The sequence below is a fragment of the Marinobacter guineae genome (assembly GCF_002744735.1).
Lineage (GTDB): Bacteria > Pseudomonadota > Gammaproteobacteria > Pseudomonadales > Oleiphilaceae > Marinobacter > Marinobacter guineae.
In genome coordinates this window covers 986,849-1,004,830 of the sequence record NZ_KZ319339.1, presented here as the reverse complement: position 1 = coordinate 1,004,830, position 17,982 = coordinate 986,849, and the positions used below count along the sequence as shown (strand labels likewise).

15 protein-coding genes are annotated in these 17,982 nt (G+C 57.9%); 3 read left to right on the top strand and 12 right to left on the bottom strand.

What is annotated here, in order from left to right:
* Positions 1-18: 18 nt before the first annotated feature.
* Genes holA through leuS form a run of 3 tightly spaced genes read right to left on the bottom strand, consistent with a single transcriptional unit; the run spans position 19 to position 4,197 of the window.
* The gene (holA, locus tag CLH62_RS04560) at positions 19-1,026 is read right to left on the bottom strand and encodes a DNA polymerase III subunit delta (protein WP_099616936.1); all 1,008 of its coding nucleotides are present in this window, start codon (positions 1,024-1,026) and stop codon (positions 19-21) included.
* Entirely contained in the window at positions 1,023-1,628 is a 606-nt protein-coding gene (locus tag CLH62_RS04555; RefSeq protein WP_228152767.1) for an LPS-assembly lipoprotein LptE, read from the bottom strand. The genes holA and CLH62_RS04555 overlap by 4 nt, the downstream gene beginning before the upstream one ends.
* Positions 1,612-4,197 carry a leucine--tRNA ligase gene (gene leuS / locus CLH62_RS04550; protein ID WP_099617622.1) on the bottom strand — a complete coding sequence of 862 codons (2,586 nt, stop codon included), beginning with the start codon at positions 4,195-4,197 and terminating at the stop codon, positions 1,612-1,614. Before leuS ends, CLH62_RS04555 begins: the two co-directional genes overlap by 17 nt.
* A 480-nt stretch (positions 4,198-4,677) precedes the next feature.
* Here leuS and CLH62_RS04545 point away from each other — a divergent pair, with 480 nt between their 5' ends.
* Positions 4,678-5,226, top strand: coding sequence for a zinc ribbon-containing protein (locus CLH62_RS04545; RefSeq protein ID WP_099616934.1), 549 nt, complete (start codon positions 4,678-4,680; stop codon positions 5,224-5,226).
* Here the strand turns inward: CLH62_RS04545 and lnt are convergent.
* From lnt to miaB, 5 genes are all read right to left on the bottom strand, one after another.
* A complete protein-coding gene (gene lnt, locus CLH62_RS04540; RefSeq protein ID WP_099616933.1) occupies positions 5,195-6,757 on the bottom strand; it encodes an apolipoprotein N-acyltransferase in 1,563 nt (520 codons plus the stop codon). The two genes, CLH62_RS04545 and lnt, sit on opposite strands and share 32 nt — an antisense overlap.
* Positions 6,747-7,592, bottom strand: a complete 846-nt coding sequence (locus CLH62_RS04535; protein WP_099616932.1) for an HlyC/CorC family transporter — start codon at positions 7,590-7,592, stop codon at positions 6,747-6,749. Before CLH62_RS04535 ends, lnt begins: the two co-directional genes overlap by 11 nt.
* On the bottom strand, positions 7,589-8,062 hold the full coding sequence (gene ybeY / locus CLH62_RS04530; protein ID WP_099616931.1) for an rRNA maturation RNase YbeY: 474 nt from the start codon (positions 8,060-8,062) through the stop codon (positions 7,589-7,591). The genes CLH62_RS04535 and ybeY overlap by 4 nt, the downstream gene beginning before the upstream one ends.
* Positions 8,059-9,042 carry a PhoH family protein gene (locus CLH62_RS04525; RefSeq protein WP_099616930.1) on the bottom strand — a complete coding sequence of 328 codons (984 nt, stop codon included), beginning with the start codon at positions 9,040-9,042 and terminating at the stop codon, positions 8,059-8,061. Before CLH62_RS04525 ends, ybeY begins: the two co-directional genes overlap by 4 nt.
* A 560-nt stretch (positions 9,043-9,602) precedes the next feature.
* Positions 9,603-10,949, bottom strand: a complete 1,347-nt coding sequence (gene miaB, locus CLH62_RS04520) for a tRNA (N6-isopentenyl adenosine(37)-C2)-methylthiotransferase MiaB (protein WP_099616929.1) — start codon at positions 10,947-10,949, stop codon at positions 9,603-9,605.
* A gap of 313 nt (positions 10,950-11,262) precedes the next feature.
* Between miaB and trmH the strand changes: the two genes are divergently transcribed.
* Complete coding sequence (gene trmH, locus CLH62_RS04515) at positions 11,263-12,048, top strand: tRNA (guanosine(18)-2'-O)-methyltransferase TrmH (RefSeq protein WP_228152766.1); 786 nt, start codon at positions 11,263-11,265, stop codon at positions 12,046-12,048.
* On the opposite strand, the gene CLH62_RS04510 is transcribed toward trmH, so the two are convergent.
* From CLH62_RS04510 to CLH62_RS04495, 4 genes are all read right to left on the bottom strand, one after another.
* Positions 11,984-13,000 carry a nucleoid-associated protein gene (locus CLH62_RS04510; protein ID WP_099616928.1) on the bottom strand — a complete coding sequence of 339 codons (1,017 nt, stop codon included), beginning with the start codon at positions 12,998-13,000 and terminating at the stop codon, positions 11,984-11,986. The two genes, trmH and CLH62_RS04510, sit on opposite strands and share 65 nt — an antisense overlap.
* Before the next feature lie 117 nt (positions 13,001-13,117).
* A complete protein-coding gene (gene cysN / locus CLH62_RS04505; protein WP_099616927.1) occupies positions 13,118-14,776 on the bottom strand; it encodes a sulfate adenylyltransferase subunit CysN in 1,659 nt (552 codons plus the stop codon).
* 1 nt (position 14,777) lies between these two features.
* On the bottom strand, positions 14,778-15,686 hold the full coding sequence (gene cysD, locus CLH62_RS04500) for a sulfate adenylyltransferase subunit CysD (RefSeq protein WP_099616926.1): 909 nt from the start codon (positions 15,684-15,686) through the stop codon (positions 14,778-14,780).
* A 161-nt stretch (positions 15,687-15,847) separates the two neighbouring features.
* Positions 15,848-16,258 (bottom strand): PilZ domain-containing protein, encoded by a 411-nt coding sequence (locus tag CLH62_RS04495; RefSeq protein WP_099616925.1) that lies wholly within the window; start codon positions 16,256-16,258, stop codon positions 15,848-15,850.
* A gap of 315 nt (positions 16,259-16,573) precedes the next feature.
* Here CLH62_RS04495 and rimO point away from each other — a divergent pair, with 315 nt between their 5' ends.
* Positions 16,574-17,923 carry a 30S ribosomal protein S12 methylthiotransferase RimO gene (gene rimO, locus CLH62_RS04490; protein ID WP_099616924.1) on the top strand — a complete coding sequence of 450 codons (1,350 nt, stop codon included), beginning with the start codon at positions 16,574-16,576 and terminating at the stop codon, positions 17,921-17,923.
* The last annotated feature ends 59 nt before the right edge of the window (positions 17,924-17,982 follow it).

Genomic DNA, 17,982 nt, shown 5'->3' with positions numbered 1-17,982 from the left:
GAAAGAGTTTGACCTGGATCAGGCGCGGGTGGCCAGCAGCGCCGACATATCTCTGAGATAGTGCCAGGGGGAGAGTGGGTCGAAGCCTTTGGTCGCCCGGTCGATCTGGCTGCAAAGTGCAACGGCTTCGTGCAGTTGAGCGCGGTTCAGCCGGCGGGCAGCCTGTTCCATCGCTCGCGCCCGCTGAGGCTGGAACACGCCTCTTTTTTTAAGGAATGAGGCCGGGTTTTCCGCCTGGCCGCCTGCGGATTTCAGTTCAAGCAACAGGTTCAGGTCGCGGCTCAGGACAGCCAGCAGCCCCAGCGGGTTCTCGCCTTCCTGCTGCAGCACGCTGATCATCTTGCAGGCGTGGGGTGCCCGACCCGAGATCAGCTCAGTGACCAGCTCGAAACCACTGAACCGGGAGCTATCCTGGACGGCCTGTTCAACGGTTTCTTCGTCAATCGTATTGCCATTCGCCAGCAGGGCCAGCCGGTCCAGCTCCTGGCTGGCGGCAAGCAGGTTGCCTTCCAGGCGTTCGCTCATGATTGCCAGAGCACCGCGGGTCAGGCTGAGTCCACGGCTACTGGCCCTCTGTTGAAGCCAGCCCTGGAACTTGTCAGCGTCGACTGGCCAGACCGGCACATGCACGCCCTTGCCCTGGAGCTCCTTGTACCATTTGCGGCGGGTTTCGGCAGCATCCAGACGGGTGCTGATCAGCAGCAGAATGATGTCTTCAGGTGGCTCCTGAAGCACGCGCTCGAGTACGGCGCGGCCGTCTCCGAGCTTGCCAGTTGGCAGGTGAATTTCTATGCGGCGTTTTTCGGCGAACAGGGACATCGCGCTGAATTCGTCCGCGACCGCGTTCCAGTCCAGTTGGTGGTCGGCATGGAAGGTCAGCCGGTCATGAAATCCGGCTTCTTTCGCGGCCTTTCGAACCTGATCACAACATTCCTGAACGAGCAGTGGCTCATCCCCTGAAATCAGATAGACCGGGGCGAGGCTCTTTTTCAGTAGCTGGGATAGTTGTCCCGGATTGGTCTTCATGGCTTGCCTGTTGCTGGAGCCCCGGCATCCTGAGTGCGATTGTATTCCGCCCGAATGGCGTCAATCCGTTCGGCGGTCAGAGGTGCCAGACGGAAAAGAACCTGCTGCGCCAGGCGGTCGTTCAATTGCAGGAGAAGTGCCTCTTCCTCACGCTGCTTTGCCAATACATTGGTTTCATCGTACCGGTAGCTTTCGCTGGTGTTCAGGCGGGTTGAGGCAACGATGGGAATGCGGTCAGCGCTGACAACCTCAAGAGCCACCGAGTGTCGAAGCGTGTACTCCGCAGCGGCCGCCTGGGCGGTGATGGCGGTCGCGCGCCGGTCTTCCTCAAAGTCATCAAGGCGCAGAATATAGTCGGCCTGTTCAACGGGAACGAGCTTGATTTCTCCAAGCTTGAGCTGCTCCCTTACGGACTGACAAAGCGTTTCGGGAACCGGTGACGAACAATCCACCGCAAGGGGTTGAAGGGCCGCTGATACCGGAGGCGCACCACGCAGCTGGAATCCGCACCCCGCCAGAAGCGCCACCAGGGAAGCAGTGACATAGAGGCGGGTAAGGGAGCTCAGAGCGAAGTGCCGGGGCATATCAGTTGGCCACCACATTCACCAGTTTGCCGGGAACCACGATCACCTTGCGCACAGTGGCACCTTCGGTGAAACGCATCACGTTCTCGTTTTCCAGGGCCAGTTTCTCCAGATCGGATTTGCTGATGTCCGCTGGAACGTCTTCCTTGGCCCGAACCTTGCCATTGACCTGAAGCACCACCTGAATCTGGCTCCGCACCATGGCACTTTCATCGGCCTTGGGCCAGGGCGCGTCAACGACCGGTTCTTGGTGGCCCAGTGCGTGCCAGAGTGTGTGGCAGATGTGGGGCACAATCGGGGAGAGCACCAGAACTGCGGTATCGAGGGCTTCCTGACGAACGGCGCGGGTCTGGGGTTCGTCGCCCTGAAGTTTGCCGACATCGTTGAGCAGTTCCATAACGGCCGCAATGGACGTGTTGAATGTCAGTCGGCGGCTGATATCGTCGCTGACCTTGGCGATGGTTTCGTGGGTCTTGCGACGCAGATTCTTCTGGCCATCGTCCAGGGTGGCTGGGTCCACCGCTGGGGCAGGCCCGAAGGCTGCGTGTTCATTCACCAGGCGCCACAGACGCTTGAGGAAACGGTGGGCGCCTTCCACGCCGCTGTCGGACCATTCCAGGGACTGTTCCGGGGGCGCGGCAAACATCATGAACAGGCGAACGGTATCGGCGCCATGCTGGTCAATGATGGCCTGGGGATCGATGCCATTGTTCTTGGATTTGGACATCTTGGTGACGCCGCCGGAGATCACCGGCTCGCCGTCGTCCTTGTGGATGGCGCGAATGGGCTGACCCTTTTCATCGCGCTCAACGGTGACATCGGCGGGAGAGATCCACAGCTTGCCGCCCTTGCCGTCTTCGCGGTAGTAGGTTTCGGCCAGAACCATGCCCTGGCAGAGCAGGCGATTAAAGGGTTCGGAACTGGTGACCAGACCCACATCCCGCAGTAGCTTATGGAAGAAACGGGCGTAGAGCAGGTGCAGGATGGCGTGTTCGATACCACCGATATACTGATCCACCGGCAGCCAGTAATTGGCGGCGGCCGGATCCAGCATACCCTTGTCGTAATTGGGGCTGCAGAAGCGGGCGTAGTACCAGGACGACTCCATAAAGGTGTCGAAGGTATCGGTTTCCCGTGTGGCTGGCTGACCATTGTATTCGGTTTTGCACCACTCCGGATCCGCCTTGATCGGCGACTGCACACCGTCCATCTCGACATCTTCCGGAAGGAGCACGGGCAGTTGGTCATCGGGCACCGGCATTTCGGTGCCGTCTTCCAGGGTCATCATTGGAATAGGTGCGCCCCAGTAACGCTGCCGGGACACGCCCCAGTCACGCAGGCGATAGTTCACCGTGCGCTTGCCGATGTTGTGTTGTTCCAGGTAACTGGCGATCTCGTCGAAGGCCTCTTCACTGGTCAGGCCGCTGTATTTGCCAGAAGACACCAGCGTGCCCTTTTCGGTGAAGGCCTGCTCCTGCACATCAATCTCGCGACCATCGCGCGCGGCAATCACTTGTTTGATTGGCAGGCGGTATTTCAGGGCAAACTCATGGTCCCGTTCGTCATGGCCGGGAACGGCCATCAGGGCACCAGTACCGTAATCTGTCAGCACAAAGTTGGCGATCCAGACCGGAATCTCTTCCTGGGTCAGCGGATGAATGGCCTTGAAGCCGGTATCAATACCCCGCTTCTCCATCGTGGCAAGCTCAGCCTCGGCCACCTTGCTGTTACGGCATTCCTCCACAAACTCGGCAACATCACGGTGGCGCTCTGCCGATTCCTTTGCCAGCGGGTGCTCGGCGGCAACCGCCATGTAGCTCACGCCCATCAGGGTGTCGGGGCGTGTGGTGTAGACCGTGAGACCGCTGTCCTTGTCCTTGAGCGGGAAGGTCAGCTCGGTGCCCACCGACTTGCCGATCCAGTTTCGCTGCATGGTCTTGACCTGCTCGGGCCAGTCTTCCAGCTGATCCAGATCGTTCAGCAGCTCCTCGGCATAGTCGGTAATGCGGATGAACCACTGGGGAATCTTCTTCTGCTCTACCAGGGCCCCGGAACGCCAGCCGCGGCCATCCACGACCTGCTCGTTGGCCAGAACCGTCTGGTCCACCGGATCCCAGTTCACCGTGGACATCTTCTTGTACACCAGGCCTTTCTCATACAGGCGGGCAAAGAACCACTGCTCCCAACGGTAATAATCCGGCTTACAGGTCGCCAGCTCCCGGTCCCAGTCGTAACCAAAGCCCAGCTGCTTGAGCTGATTTTTCATGTATTCGATATTGGCGTAAGTCCACTTGGCCGGAGCCGTCTTGTTGGCAATGGCCGCGTTCTCGGCGGGCAGGCCGAAAGCATCCCAGCCCATGGGCTGCATCACGTTCTTGCCCTGCATGCGCTGGTAACGGGAAACGACATCGCCAATGGTGTAGTTGCGGACGTGCCCCATGTGCAGCTTGCCACTGGGGTAGGGGAACATGGACAGGCAGTAGTACTTGGGTTTGCCTGGCTCTTCCTTGACCATGAAGGTCTTGTTCTCTTCCCAGAAATTACGGGCATTCTGCTCTACGTCACGGGGATTGTATTGCTCGTCCATTCCTGCCATTACCGAAATTACCTTGTGTGAAAAATAAAACCCTGTATCAAAACGATGTCCAAAGCGGGCCGCATATTCTAACGCACACTTGGCTTTACAGGTAGTCTGCCAATTTCCTGGTCTTGTGCCAGACTTATAGCTGCGGGGAAGGCGCTGACGGGCACTGCTTCCAGGGACACGCCGTGAATACGTCCCTGTTAGGCTTGAGCGCAGCATCCATGCTGCGCACAGTCTCAGGAAGCCGCACCGGCCACCGCCCCGAACCCTGGGAGTCAGAATTGAGACGCGATCACCAAACGTCTGGGAGGCAGGGTGTGTCAGGCTTTTCCGGGACTGTCTGCAGCATGGATGCTGCAGTCAAGCGTACAGGGATGTATTCACAGCGTGTCCCGGAAAAGCCTGACACAGCCTGACTCTTGCACCAACTGATCGGCTCTACGTATTTGTGTGGGGTGCCAAGATCTATTTGAAGGAGTATTTATGACAACACCAGAACGAAGCCATCTCTCAGGAAAAGCCCTGGAAGTTTATGACCGAATGCTGGAGCGGGTGAAAACGCGTCTCCATGAGTTAGAGGAAACCTCGCTTCAGACACTGGAGGAGGAAGTCCAGAAAGCGGTGGAGTTTGAGTACGAACTGGAGGAAATGACCCGGGAAGAAGCGGATCTCCTCGGTGCCTACCTGCAACGGGACCTTGAGCACCTGATGCACTTTATGGACGAAACCGGTGAAGGGCTGGGAGAGTGGCTACAGCTGGATATTGCCCTGCTGGAGCACCAGCTGGCGGACCGCTTGCTGTCCGTTGCCGACAAAACCCTGGTGGATACTCTGGAGCTCAAACAGAAACTGGAAAACAAGGAGATAGGGCAGTACATCTCGGGAGAAGTGGCCACTGCCGGGATGTTCCAGTGCCTGAATTGCGGACACATGCGCTGCCTGACTGCCACCAGCCATCTGGAACCCTGCGAAGCCTGCGGCTCCCACTACTACGAGCGGGTTACGAGCCGCTGGCCGAAACGGGAGGAATGATCCGCTCCCGGACAAACACGATCAGGATGAACGCCAGGGTCAGTACCGGCCAGGAACCGGTTTGCATATAAGGCGTGCTGCCGGTGGCGGTGTATACCTCACCGGTAAGAGTAGCGCGCTCGAATTGCGGGATGGTCTCGGTCAGCTCGCCCCGGTGATTGATGATTGCGGTCACGCCATTATTGGTGCCCCGGAGCATATAGCGGCCGGTCTCGAGTGCCCGCATTCGGGCAATTTGCAGATGTTGCAGCGGCCCGATGGAGTCCCCGAACCAGCCATCGTTACTGATGGTGAGCAACAGGTCGGAACCTCGCGCATTGAACGCGACGAAATCCGGGTAGGCGACTTCGTAACAAATGAACGGCATGATCTTGATGCCGTTTGCCGTAAGTGGATCCTGCCAGGCCGGGCCTTGGCTGAAACTGCTCATGGGGAGGTCGAAGAACCCGATCAGGCCCCTCAGTACACTTTGCAACGGCACATATTCACCAAACGGGACCAGCTTCTGCTTGTGGTACATGCCGTCGCCATTGCCAATCGCAATAATGCTGTTGTGGTACGTGAAATCCTCAAGACGGTCACTGAACCCGTACCAGGGTATCCCGGTAATCAGGGTGCTGTTGTCGCCCAGCTCACTGCTGATGTGCTCAATGATTGTGCCGGCCTGATCCTGAGGAATGGGAATAGCCGTTTCCGGCCACAGGATCAGGTCTGTGTCCCAGTGGCCCTCGGTCATGCCCAGATACGTCACAATCTGGTCTTTTAGAAATTCCGGATCCCACTTGATCTGCTGGGCAATGTTGCCCTGCATGGCCGCGAAGGTTGTGGCCTCGGTGCTGAGCTCGGTCCAGTCAATCCGGTTCATGGCGGGAGCGATCAGCCACGGAGTCAGCACAATCACGAGAGTGACTCCGGCGGCGACCGGCCTCAGGTGTTTGATCAGCCACCAGCCCCCGTAGAGTGCAGCGCCGGTAGCCGTAATCCAGAAAGTGATACCGTGGACGCCGGCTAAAGGCGCCAGGCCGGCAAGCGGACCGTCGGTGTGGGCTGTACCGAGATACAGCCACGGAAAACCGGTCAGCAACCAGCCCCGGAGCCAGTCCCCCAGAATCCAGATGGCAGGGAACAGAATCAGTCGGCGGATAGCACTCTTCTTTGCCAGTTTTCCCCAGAACCAGAACGCCAGGCCATGAAACAGCGCCAGGCCAGCCACAAAGGCGACCGTTAGCAGGATGGCGACGGGAATAGCGGTGTTGCCGTGTTCGCTGATGCTGACATACACCCAGCTGGCACCACTACCAAACAGACCCAGGCCGGTCAGCCATCCGGCCCTGAGCAGTTTTTCCGGCGCCAGGGGAACCGTGACCAGCAGGATCAGCAAAACCGAGACGGGACCCAACCACCAGAGCTGAAACGGGGAAAATGTCAGGGTTTGCAGGGCGCCGGCAACAACGAGGGTTGCCGCGCCGAGCCAGCGGTTGGTTGATAGCGGGGTATTCAGGACTTTGGCGTTTGCAACGTCATGGCTCACTGCGGGTTACCTGCAACAGACGGATGACACGGTTATCGGCGTTGGCAATGGTAAAGCCCAAGCCGCCAAATTCAACCGATTCGCCCCGTCTGGGCAGGTGTCCGAACTCCTTGAGTACCACACCACCGATGGTGTCAAATTCTTCTTCGTCGAATTCAGTCTCGAAGAACTCGTTGAAATCGTCGACCGGGGTTACCGCCTTGACCGCGTAACTGCCATCGCCCCGTGCCTTGATGTGGGTTTCCTCATCGAAGTCATGTTCGTCTTCAATTTCCCCGACAATCTGCTCAAGCACGTCCTCAATGGTGATCAGCCCGGCGGTGCCGCCGTACTCGTCCACCACAATGGCCATATGGTTACGGTTTTCCTTGAACTCCTTGAGAAGCTGGTTCAGGCGCTTGCTCTCGGGCACAAAAGTGGGCGGCCGAAGAATTTCCCGGATGCGGTTCCAGTTCAGGTCGTTGTTCATGGCAAGGGGAAGCAGGTCCTTGGCCAGCAGGACGCCAATAACGTCATCCTGGCTGTCGCCAATCACCGGAAAGCGGCTGTGGGCAGAGGAAATAATCTCTCCCAGGTACTCTTTTGGGTCCTGGGCTGCCTTGACGGTGACCATCTGAGAGCGGGGAATCATGATTTCATCCACCCGCATGTCGATCACCTGCATGGCACCCTCGATGATGCTCATGGCATCGACATCGATGATGTTCTGGGACTCGGCGTCCCGCAGGATTTCCAGCACGTCCTCGACGGACTCAGGCCCGCTGGAGAAGGCCTGGGATATACGTTCCAGCCAGGACTTGCTGCCCTGGCTGCGACTCGACTGATCGTCGCTCATGAGTCTTTTTCCGTTTCCTCTGCTTCGTAGGGATTGCCAAATCCAAGCTGTGCCAGCAACCGGACTTCGAGGGCTTCCATGATCTCGGCATCTTCGTCTTCAATATGATCATAACCCTGGAGATGCAACATGCCATGCACCACCATATGAGCCCAGTGTGCTTCCAGCGATTTCCGCTGTTCCCGGGCCTCATTCTCAACAACTGGCGCGCAAATTACCAGATCTCCCGCCAATGGCATCGTTATACCGGCTGGCGCCTCAAATGGGAAGGACAACACATTGGTTGGCTTGTCCTTGCCCCGGTACTGTTGATTCAGCGCCTGGCTCTCATCAGTCCCGACAATACGGACAGTCACCTCGGACGGATCCTCCCTCTGCCACGCCAGTTGCGCCCATTCCTGAAAAGCTCGTTCCGGTGGAATGCCGGGGGCCTCGAAAACCTGCTGAAAATCCACTGTCAGCTCGCTCACTGGCCGGTTGCGCTCCCGTCGTCAAAAGAATCGTAGGCTTCCACAATGCGCTGAACCAGCGGATGGCGCACAACGTCCCGTGCTTCAAACCGGGTAAAGCCAATGCCTGGCACCTTGCTCAGCACACCGGCGGCATGAATCAGCCCGGAATTCTGGCCACGGGGCAGATCCACCTGGGTGGTATCACCGGTAATGACGGCGGTAGAACCGAAGCCAATCCGGGTCAGGAACATCTTCATCTGTTCCCGGGTGGTGTTCTGGCTTTCATCGAGAATGATAAACGAGTTGTTCAATGTACGGCCGCGCATGAACGCCAGCGGCGCAATCTCAATCACACTCTTCTCGATCAGCCGCGTCACCTGCTCAAAGCCGAGCATTTCATACAAGGCGTCGTACAGCGGGCGTAGATACGGATCCACCTTCTGAGCCAGGTCCCCGGGCAGGAAACCCAGCTTTTCACCAGCTTCCACCGCCGGCCGCACCAACAGAATCCGCTTTACCTGCTCGTCCTTCAGAGCCTCCACCGCACAGGCCACCGCCAGCCAGGTCTTGCCGGTACCGGCAGGGCCGATACCGAAGTTAATATCGTGAGTGCGGATGCTGTGCACATACTTCTGCTGGTTCGCCCCCCGGGGCTTGGCCTGAAGCTTGGGTGTCTTGATCACCGTCACGGCCCCGTCATAGGGCACGTCTTCGGGCAACCGCTCGAAGCCGGTTTCCCGGATATACAAGTGCACCGTATCCGGCGAAATGTCCTCCATGGCTTCGGTTTCCCGATACAGATGCCGCACAACCTCAACGGCCGCCGCCACATGTTCGGTTTCACCCTCCACCCGGAAGTGATGCCCACGCCGGCCGATTTTCACCTGCAGGCGTCTTTCAATCATCTTCAGGTTTTCATCAAACTGGCCACAAAGCGTCGTCAGCCGACGCTGGTCCACCGGGTGCAGGTCAAATTGTCTGTGATCGTTGGCGTTCAAAAGTGCTCCGTTTTGTTTTGGGAGAACGTGTTTCTGATTTTGGTGCAAAGGCCGAGGGCCGGGGTGTGTTTCCAAAAAACGCCCGTAAATACCCCTACGGGGTCCAGCCAGCAATCACAGATTGCTGTCGTTCCGCTGTCGCATGAAGCTTCGCTTCATAAGCGCTCGGCCTCACCCCTGTAGGGCTCGGTCGCGCCATCCCTGGCGCTCCACGTTTTTGGAAACACACCCCGGCCCTCACCCTGATCAATCTATGTGCAGGCCCGAATATAGAAAAACAAGTAGGTCGGATTAGCCGGCGGCGTAATCCGACAAATTCCGAGGTCCCATTTTTTTGTTGGATTACGACTTCGTCTAATCCAACCTACAATTACTAATCCAACCTACGCATACTATCCCTGTGATGCCGGAAGGAGGCTGGCTGGAAGGGCTTCCCAAAAATGTGCGGAGCCATGGATGGCGGAGCCCAAGCGTCACATGGACGTGCCGAAGGAGCGTTTTTTGGGAAGCCCTTCCAGCCAGCCTCCCAATGCCAAGCCTCAGACGGATAGGTCCCAGTTTTAATGTAACTCCGAGTTCAAGGGCAACCCGCGAAGAGAGTTGGGATAAGCCTCCACAATCTCGACATCGATAAAGTGCCCAACAACCTCCGGATTCTCATGCCGGAAGTTCACAATCCGGTTGTTCTCCGTGCGCCCCGCATACTCCCCGGGGTCCTTCTTGGACAGGCCCGTCACCAGAATCCGCTGAGTAGAGCCGACCATCTTGCGGCTGATATCCATCACATTCTGGTTCAGCCGGTCCTGCAGGATACTCAGGCGCTGCTTCTTGACCTCCATCGGCGTCTCGTCCGGCAGATCCGACGCCGGAGTCCCCGGTCGGGCGCTGTAGACGAAGCTGAAGGACATATCGAAACCGATGTCGTTGATCAGCTTCATGGTGTCTTCAAAGTCTTTCTCGGTTTCACCCGGGAAGCCGATAATGAAGTCCGAGGAAAAACTGATATCCGGCCGGATCTTGCGCAGGCGGCGAAGCTTGGATTTGTACTCCAGTGCCGTGTGGCCGCGCTTCATGGCAGCCAGGATGCGATCCGAGCCGCTCTGGACCGGCAGGTGCAGATGGTTGACCAGCTCCGGCACCCGCTCGTAGACGTCGATCAGGGAATCCGAGAATTCCACCGGGTGGGAGGTGGTGTAACGGATCCGGTCGATACCGTCAATGGCGGCAATCAGCTCAATCAGCTCGGCCAGGTCCATGATGTCGCCATCGTGGGTCTCGCCACGGTAGGCGTTCACGTTCTGGCCGAGAAGGTTCACTTCCCGAACACCCTGGCCGGCCAGGTGGGCGACTTCGGCGATCACATCGTCGGCTGGTCGACTGACTTCTTCACCGCGGGTGTAGGGCACCACGCAGAAGGTGCAGTATTTGCTGCAGCCTTCCATGATGGACACAAACGCGGACGGGCCGTCGGCACCGGGATCGGGGAGGTTGTCGAATTTTTCGATCTCCGGGAAGCTCACGTCTACCACGCCCACGCCATTACCCTTGGCGCGGACTTCGGTAATCATGTCCGGCAGCCGGTGCAGGGTCTGGGGGCCGAAGACCATGTCGACGTAGGGCGCCCGGTCGATAATGGCCTGGCCTTCCTGGGAAGCTACGCAGCCGCCTACGCCGATGATCAGGTCGGGCTTTTTGCTTTTGAGCTTCTTCCAGCGGCCAAGCTGGTGAAATACCTTCTCCTGGGCTTTTTCCCGGATGGAGCAGGTGTTCAGCAACAGGATGTCGGCGTCATCCGGCGAATCGGTCATTTCGACGGTTTCGCCGGTCTTGAGCAGGTCTGCCATTCTGGCTGAGTCGTACTCGTTCATCTGACAGCCGTGGGTTTTGATGTACAGCTTTTTGGCCATGGGTCTCACGTAATCTGGTGGATGTTGCGCCGGGAACTGGGTGGTTGCTAAAGGGCGCCAGCAAAAAGGAACTGCGTAGTATAACGGCCTGCTCATTCTTCAACCACCTTTGTCTCGGCTTGTTGCTAGTCCGGCTGTGGTACTATTTCGTTCATTCTGACTTTTGGTGCATGAAGTCGCTGGCAGAGCCCTTGCCAAAACACGCTACGAGCACATCCATGTGCGCTTGTTTCGGGCCGTCCATGGCCCTCAACAGTTTTGGCAAGGGCTCTGCCAGCGACTTCCCGAACTTTTGAGTGAAACCCGAAAAGCCATGACCCCCGAACGCCTCGCCCGAATCAAACAAACCCTCAACACCCGCCAACCGGATCTGAGCGTCCTCACCGACCAGGTCCACAAACCCCGGAACCTGTCCGCCATCATCCGCTCCTGCGATGCGTTCGGTCTGGCGAACATGCATGTGGTATGGCCGAAAGAAGGCTTCCGGGCCTTCCGGAAAACCGCCGGTGGCAGCTATAACTGGGTAACAACCCACACCCACCGCACCATGGACGAGGCCATTGCAAACCTGAAAGGGCAGGGCCACAGGCTCTACGCCGCGCAGCTTTCGGATCGGGCTATTGATTTCCGGGACGCGGATTTCACCGTGCCGTGTACGGTGATTCTGGGCAATGAAGTGGATGGTGTCAGCGCTGATGCCGCGGCCCAGGCCGACGAGCACATTGTGATTCCGATGATGGGCATGGTGGAGTCGCTGAATGTTTCCGCCGCCTGCGCGATTATCCTGTCGGAAGCCCAGAGGCAACGGAAACTGGCCGGTCTGTTTGACCAGCGCAGGCTGCCCGATGACGAGTACAATCGCCTGCTGTTCCGCTGGTGCCAGCCCACGGTCAAACGGTACTGCGACGACCGCAAGCTGCCATACCCGCCCATTGACCCGGAAACCGGCGAGCTGATCGATGGGGTAGGTTGGATGCAGGAAGTCCGGAAGTTGCGCGCAAACCGCCCAAGATGGGACGACCAACCCGAAAACCTTACTCCTCGCGAGCTTCCAGATACCGCTGCAGCTGCTCCCGCAAAGCCTTGGGAAGTCGAGTGATCGTCAGCGCATCTTTGTCCCGGTCATAGTAAATCGCCTGATTCACCAGGTCGGATGAGAAAGAGACGCTCATACCTCCCCCGGAGCCCGCAATACGCACCAGCTTTTTCACCTTGCGGTGATCCGGGTGAAGTACGCCGTTCTCCGGAAGCTCTGCGGTTTTGGAGGCAAACTCCTTGAAACGTTGCGGTTCGCTTTCGTCCAGATAGCCGGAAAGCGCCTCGATTTCCACCGGCTCACCCAGGGCATGCTGCTCCTTGCAGAATTCGTACGCCTTGTTGCGAACCTCACCGGCCTTTTCCGGCTCGGAGGACTTGGCGAATGCCTCCACCGCATCCAGGAACGTTATGGTCTCTTTTTCCACATCCACCTGATTGGTAAACCCGCACAAGCGAATAAACAGCTCCCCGGGCTCGCCCGTGCCGCGGCCGTGGACCAATGTCATGTAATTCTCTGCCGGGTTGTTGCTGCGCCAGTCGTCCAGCTCGATGCGAACCGCCAGATTCAGCCTGGACAAACTCAGAACGTCTGTAGCATCCAGCGACTCAGTGCCATCAAACCGCATGGCGCTGTCGTTCTCCAGAATAAAGAGATAGACCACCTCTGAATCGGCCAGGGCGTCATGCACGATCATCAAGTGGCCATCAAACTCCTCCTGGCTGCCGGTCAGCAGTTCCTGCCACTGCCCGAACAGGCGATCCGTCATGGCACCGAAGCTCTGTTTGTCTTCGAGGTAGTCTTTCAGCCAGGCGCTGAACGGGCATTCGCCGAGATCTTCGGAGAATCGGCCGTACTTCTTACCGGGCTTGCTGTTGAACAGCCGCTTCATCTGCTTGTGCAGGCCTTCGTAATCGCCACCGGGCTCCTGCAGGGCCTCGCCGGAAACAAGGCGGGCGGGCTGGCCCGGTTGATACTGGCTGGCGAAGGCAGTGCGGAGGTGTTTGATGGCCATAGACGAAATGCTCCTGTCGGCAGAACAAAAAAGGCCCCGGAGTTAATTTCCGGGGCCGGTGATTTTGCCATGGTCGGCGGCGACCTTCAGCAACCGTTATAGTCGCACATCAAAATTTTAAATACGCTTGCTGCGAACCAATTCCTGCACAAGTTTGCTGACAACCTCGGGAATCTCTTGCTCGCTGTCGGCGGCTGCCGCTGCGTTGGCGATGTCCGTGCCGAGGTTGACGGCAATGGCAACCAACCCATGGGAGGTCAGGAGCTGGGCAACGCGGCGACGTTCGTCGGCATCGCCGGCGTTTTCTTCGGTGACCACCACGGCGGTTTTGCCCTGGTCGAACAACGCCCGCTCAACCGCCAGGGCCAGCGCTGGCGCCTGTTTGCCATTGCAGGCGATGATCGCCGGTTTCTGGGCCAGGCGGCGTTCGCGTTCTTCGACGGACACCGGGTCCAGGGATTCGCCAGCATCTGCCAGGCCTGCGACCATACCAGCACCGATGGTGACGTTAGACAGCCGGTCGATCACGATAAAGCTGCCGGTGGCGTGGTTCCGATGGTACGCATCAAAGGCAATCGGCTGGTTCAGAGTCAGTTCGCACAGGCCAATCTCATTCAGCTGCAGGGCAGAAGGATTCTCGTTCTTTTCCAGGGTGTTCACGTCGGTCTGGTGGTGAATCTTCTTTACCGTGCCGGAGGTGAAGGTGGGCCCGAGCTTAATATCGTAGAGGCGGCCGGTTTCCAGCGGGGCGTCGGTCATCCAGACAATGTTGGCGTTAAAGCGGTTGCCCACCTCCGGTTCATCCTCCACCTTCACCAGCATGTCGCCGCGGCTGATGTCGATTTCGTCGGTCAGGGTCAGTGTGACCGCCTGGTCGATGTAGGCTTCTTCAAGGTTACCGTCGAAGGTTACGACTTCTTTCACGGTGCTGGTGCGCCGGGAGGGCAGGGCCATCACTTGTTCGCCCGGGCGGATCACGCCGGAGGCGATGGTGCCGCAGAAGCCGCGGAAGTTCAGGTTCGGGCGGGTGACGTACTGAACCGGGAAGCGGAAGTGTTCCAGGTTCTTGTCCCGGCCCACTTCCACGGTTTCCAGGATTTCCATCAGCGGCTGGCCGGTGAACCAGGGTGTGCTCTCGCTCTTGTTCACCACATTGTCGCCTTCCAGGGCGGAAATCGGCACGAAGCGGATGTCCTTCAGGCCCAGCTTGGCGGCAAATGCCAGATAGTCGTCCCGGATTTCGTTGAAGCGCTCTTCGCTGAAATCCACCAGGTCCATCTTGTTGATCGCGACCACAATGTGGCGGATGCCCAACAGCGATGCTATGTAGGAATGCCGGCGGGTCTGGGTAAGCACGCCGTGGCGGGCATCGATCATCAGGATCGCTACCTGCGCAGTGGATGCGCCAGTGGCCATATTCCGGGTGTATTGCTCGTGGCCTGGGGTGTCGGCGATGATGAACTTGCGCTTGTCGGTGGAGAAATAGCGGTAGGCCACATCGATGGTGATGCCTTGTTCGCGCTCCGCCTGCAGGCCGTCTACCAGCAGGGCCAGATCCAGCTTCTCTCCGGTGGTGCCCATTTTGGCGCTGTCGGTTTTGAGTGACGCCATATGATCTTCATAGATCATCTTGGTGTCATGCAGCAGGCGGCCGATCAGGGTACTTTTGCCGTCGTCCACGCTGCCACAGGTGAGCAGGCGCAGAAGTTCCTTGTTTTCGTGCTGTTTCAGGTAGGCCTGAATATCTTCAGCAATCAGATCAGACTGGTGTGACATCTTAGAAGTACCCTTCCCGCTTTTTCTGTTCCATGGAGCCAGCCGAATCGTGGTCGATCACGCGACCCTGGCGCTCGGAGCTGGTGGCCAGCAGCATTTCCTGGATGATCTCCGGCAGAGTGTCCGCCTCGGATTCGATGGCACCGGTCAGCGGATAGCAGCCGAGGGTACGGAAGCGGATGGATTTCATCATCGGCTTCTCGCCTTCCTTCAAAGGCATGCGGTCATCGTCCACCATGATCAGGGTGCCGTCGCGTTCAACCACCGGGCGCACCGCGGAGTAGTAGAGGGGAACGATCTCAATGTTTTCCAGGTAGATGTACTGCCAGATATCCAGTTCGGTCCAGTTGGACAACGGGAATACCCGGATACTTTCGCCCTTGTTAATCTTGCCATTATAGATGTTCCAAAGCTCGGGGCGCTGGTTCTTCGGGTCCCAGCGATGGTATTCATCGCGGAAGGAATACACACGCTCCTTGGCGCGGGACTTTTCCTCGTCCCGGCGCGCGCCGCCGAACGCCGCATCAAACTTGTACTTGTCCAGGGCTTGCTTGAGGGCCTGGGTTTTCATCACGTCGGTGTGCTTGGCGCTGCCATGAGTGAATGGACCAATGCCCTGTTTGATGCCGTCCTCGTTCTTGTGAACGATCAGGTCCAGGCCGTATTCCTTCACTTTTCGGTCCCGGAAATCGATCATGTCCCGGAACTTCCAGGTGGTGTCCACGTGCATCAGGGGGAAGGGCGGTTTTCCCGGATAAAAGGCCTTGCGGGCCAGGTGCAGCATTACCGCGGAGTCCTTACCGATGGAATACAGCATCACCGGATTGTCGAACTCGGCTGCGACTTCCCGGATGATGTGGATGCTTTCCGCTTCCAGCTGTTTCAGGTGCGTGAGGTTGTATGTGGTCATGGTAATCCGTTGCCGCCATGCGGGCCGTTTTGGCTATGCGAATTGATAGGGCAACTATACCAGAGCCGACAAGGGCATAAGAAGACGGCCAACTAGACATTGGCGTTATAACAATATAGCAGGTGGCGGGCGCCGGGCTTCAGAAACGCGGGTGTTCTGGCTCAGGCTGGATTGCGGGAATCGGCCAGTAATTTGGCAACGTAGCGGTCGACATAGTCGAAGCCGTTGCCCTCAAATTCCGCGAACTGGATACCCAGCTGGAATTCATCTCTGGCAATCCGGCGCATATGTACAATATTGCCGTCAGCAATAATGGAAACCGGCTGGGTGGCAACAACGGGCACAGAGAACCGGGCCTTGACGGCAATCCAGTTGCCGGGAGCGGGGGCCTTCTGTTCAGGGATCAACTGTTTCACGGTTTCCTGATTGCAGGAAATCATCACGCCGGTGCGTGAAAGATTGGAGACCGAGCAGGTCAGACAGCAGCCGTCCGGCTTTTCAATGGTGATGTCGGTGGATACGTCCACCCGTTGCTGGTTGCGCAGATTCAGTTTGGCGGCGACAGGTTTCATGTTTACTCTTCTGGCGTGTCTGGTTGCAAATGAGGCTGCCTTTCCCATAAATCCCTTCCAGAAAAACACTTAAACTCATGATAAACGCATGAAAGTGTAGTTGTTGACTTTGTGATCAGCAAGAAGTCTGCCGCTTATTGTGGCAGTTTCGTTAATTGTTTCTGAACAAAGCGTCACAAAAATTGACACCTGTCAGTATTATCCACCTGTAAAACAGGTCCGGCTTTTGCTGCAGGTGGCACCGTGCCTGGTGTAAAATGTCGGCCTTCATTCATATGTGGGCTTTCAGTGAGCTCCGGGAATTCCTAGCCTTTTATGACAGACAATATCGAGAACCCCACTACAGAAACCGGTAATGGCAAGGTCGGCTTTATCAGCCTTGGCTGCCCCAAGGCCCTAGTAGACTCCGAGCGCATCCTCACCCAGCTCCGGCTCGATGGTTACGACGTGGTCCCAACCTATGACGACGCCGATATCGTGGTGGTGAACACCTGTGGCTTTATCGATGCTGCCAAGCAGGAATCCCTGGATGCAATTGGCGAGGCCATCAGCGAAAACGGGAAAGTCATCGTCACGGGCTGCATGGGTGTCGAAGCAGACAAGATCCGCGAGACCCACCCCGGCGTTCTGGCTGTCTCCGGTCCCCACGCCTACGAAGAGGTGGTCGGCGCTGTTCACCAGTTCGTGCCCCAGAAGAGACAGCACGACCCATTCACGGATCTGGTTCCGCCCCAGGGCATCAAACTGACACCGAGGCATTATGCTTACCTGAAGATCTCCGAGGGCTGCAACCACCGCTGCACCTTCTGCATCATTCCTTCCATGCGCGGCAATCTGGTCAGCCGCCCGATCGGGGATGTGATGGACGAGGCGCAGCGGCTGGTGGATGCCGGCGTCAAGGAACTGCTGGTAATTTCCCAGGACACCTCCGCTTACGGCGTGGATATCAAATACCGCACCGGATTCTGGCAGGGCCGCCCGCTGAAAACCAAAATGCAGGCCCTGTGTGAGGCTTTGGGTGAAATGGGTGTGTGGGTGCGCCTACACTACGTTTACCCTTATCCCCATGTAGACGACATCATCCCCCTGATGGCCGAAGGCAAGATCCTGCCGTACCTGGACATCCCGTTCCAGCACGCCAGCCCGAAAGTCCTCAAGGCCATGAAACGCCCGGCCCACGACAGCAAAACCCTGGAGCGCATCCGCAAGTGGCGGGAAATCTGCCCCGAGCTGACCATCCGCTCCACCTTCATCGTCGGCTTCCCCGGCGAAACCGAGGAAGATTTCCAGTACCTGCTGGACTGGCTCGACGAAGCGCAGCTGGACCGCGTGGGTGCATTCACCTACAGCCCGGTTGAAGGCGCGAAGGCCAATGAACTGGAAGGTGCGGTTCCCGAAGAAGTAAAGGAAGAGCGCCTGGCCCGCTTCATGGAAAAACAGGCCCAGATTTCCGCCGCCCGCCTGCAGGCCAAAATCGGTAAAACCATCGACGTGCTGATCGACGAAGTCGACGAAGAGGGCGCTATTGGTCGATCAAAGGCCGATGCGCCGGAGATCGACGGCATGGTTTACCTCAACGACGAGACTGACCTCGTTCCCGGGGAGATTGTTCAGGCTGTTGTTGAGCATGCCGATGAGCATGATCTTTGGGCGCGGTTGGTGTGATCGGCCTCTTGTTGGGCTCCTAGCCTTCTTGTTTTGGGGAGGGCCTTGGCAGGAGGTGC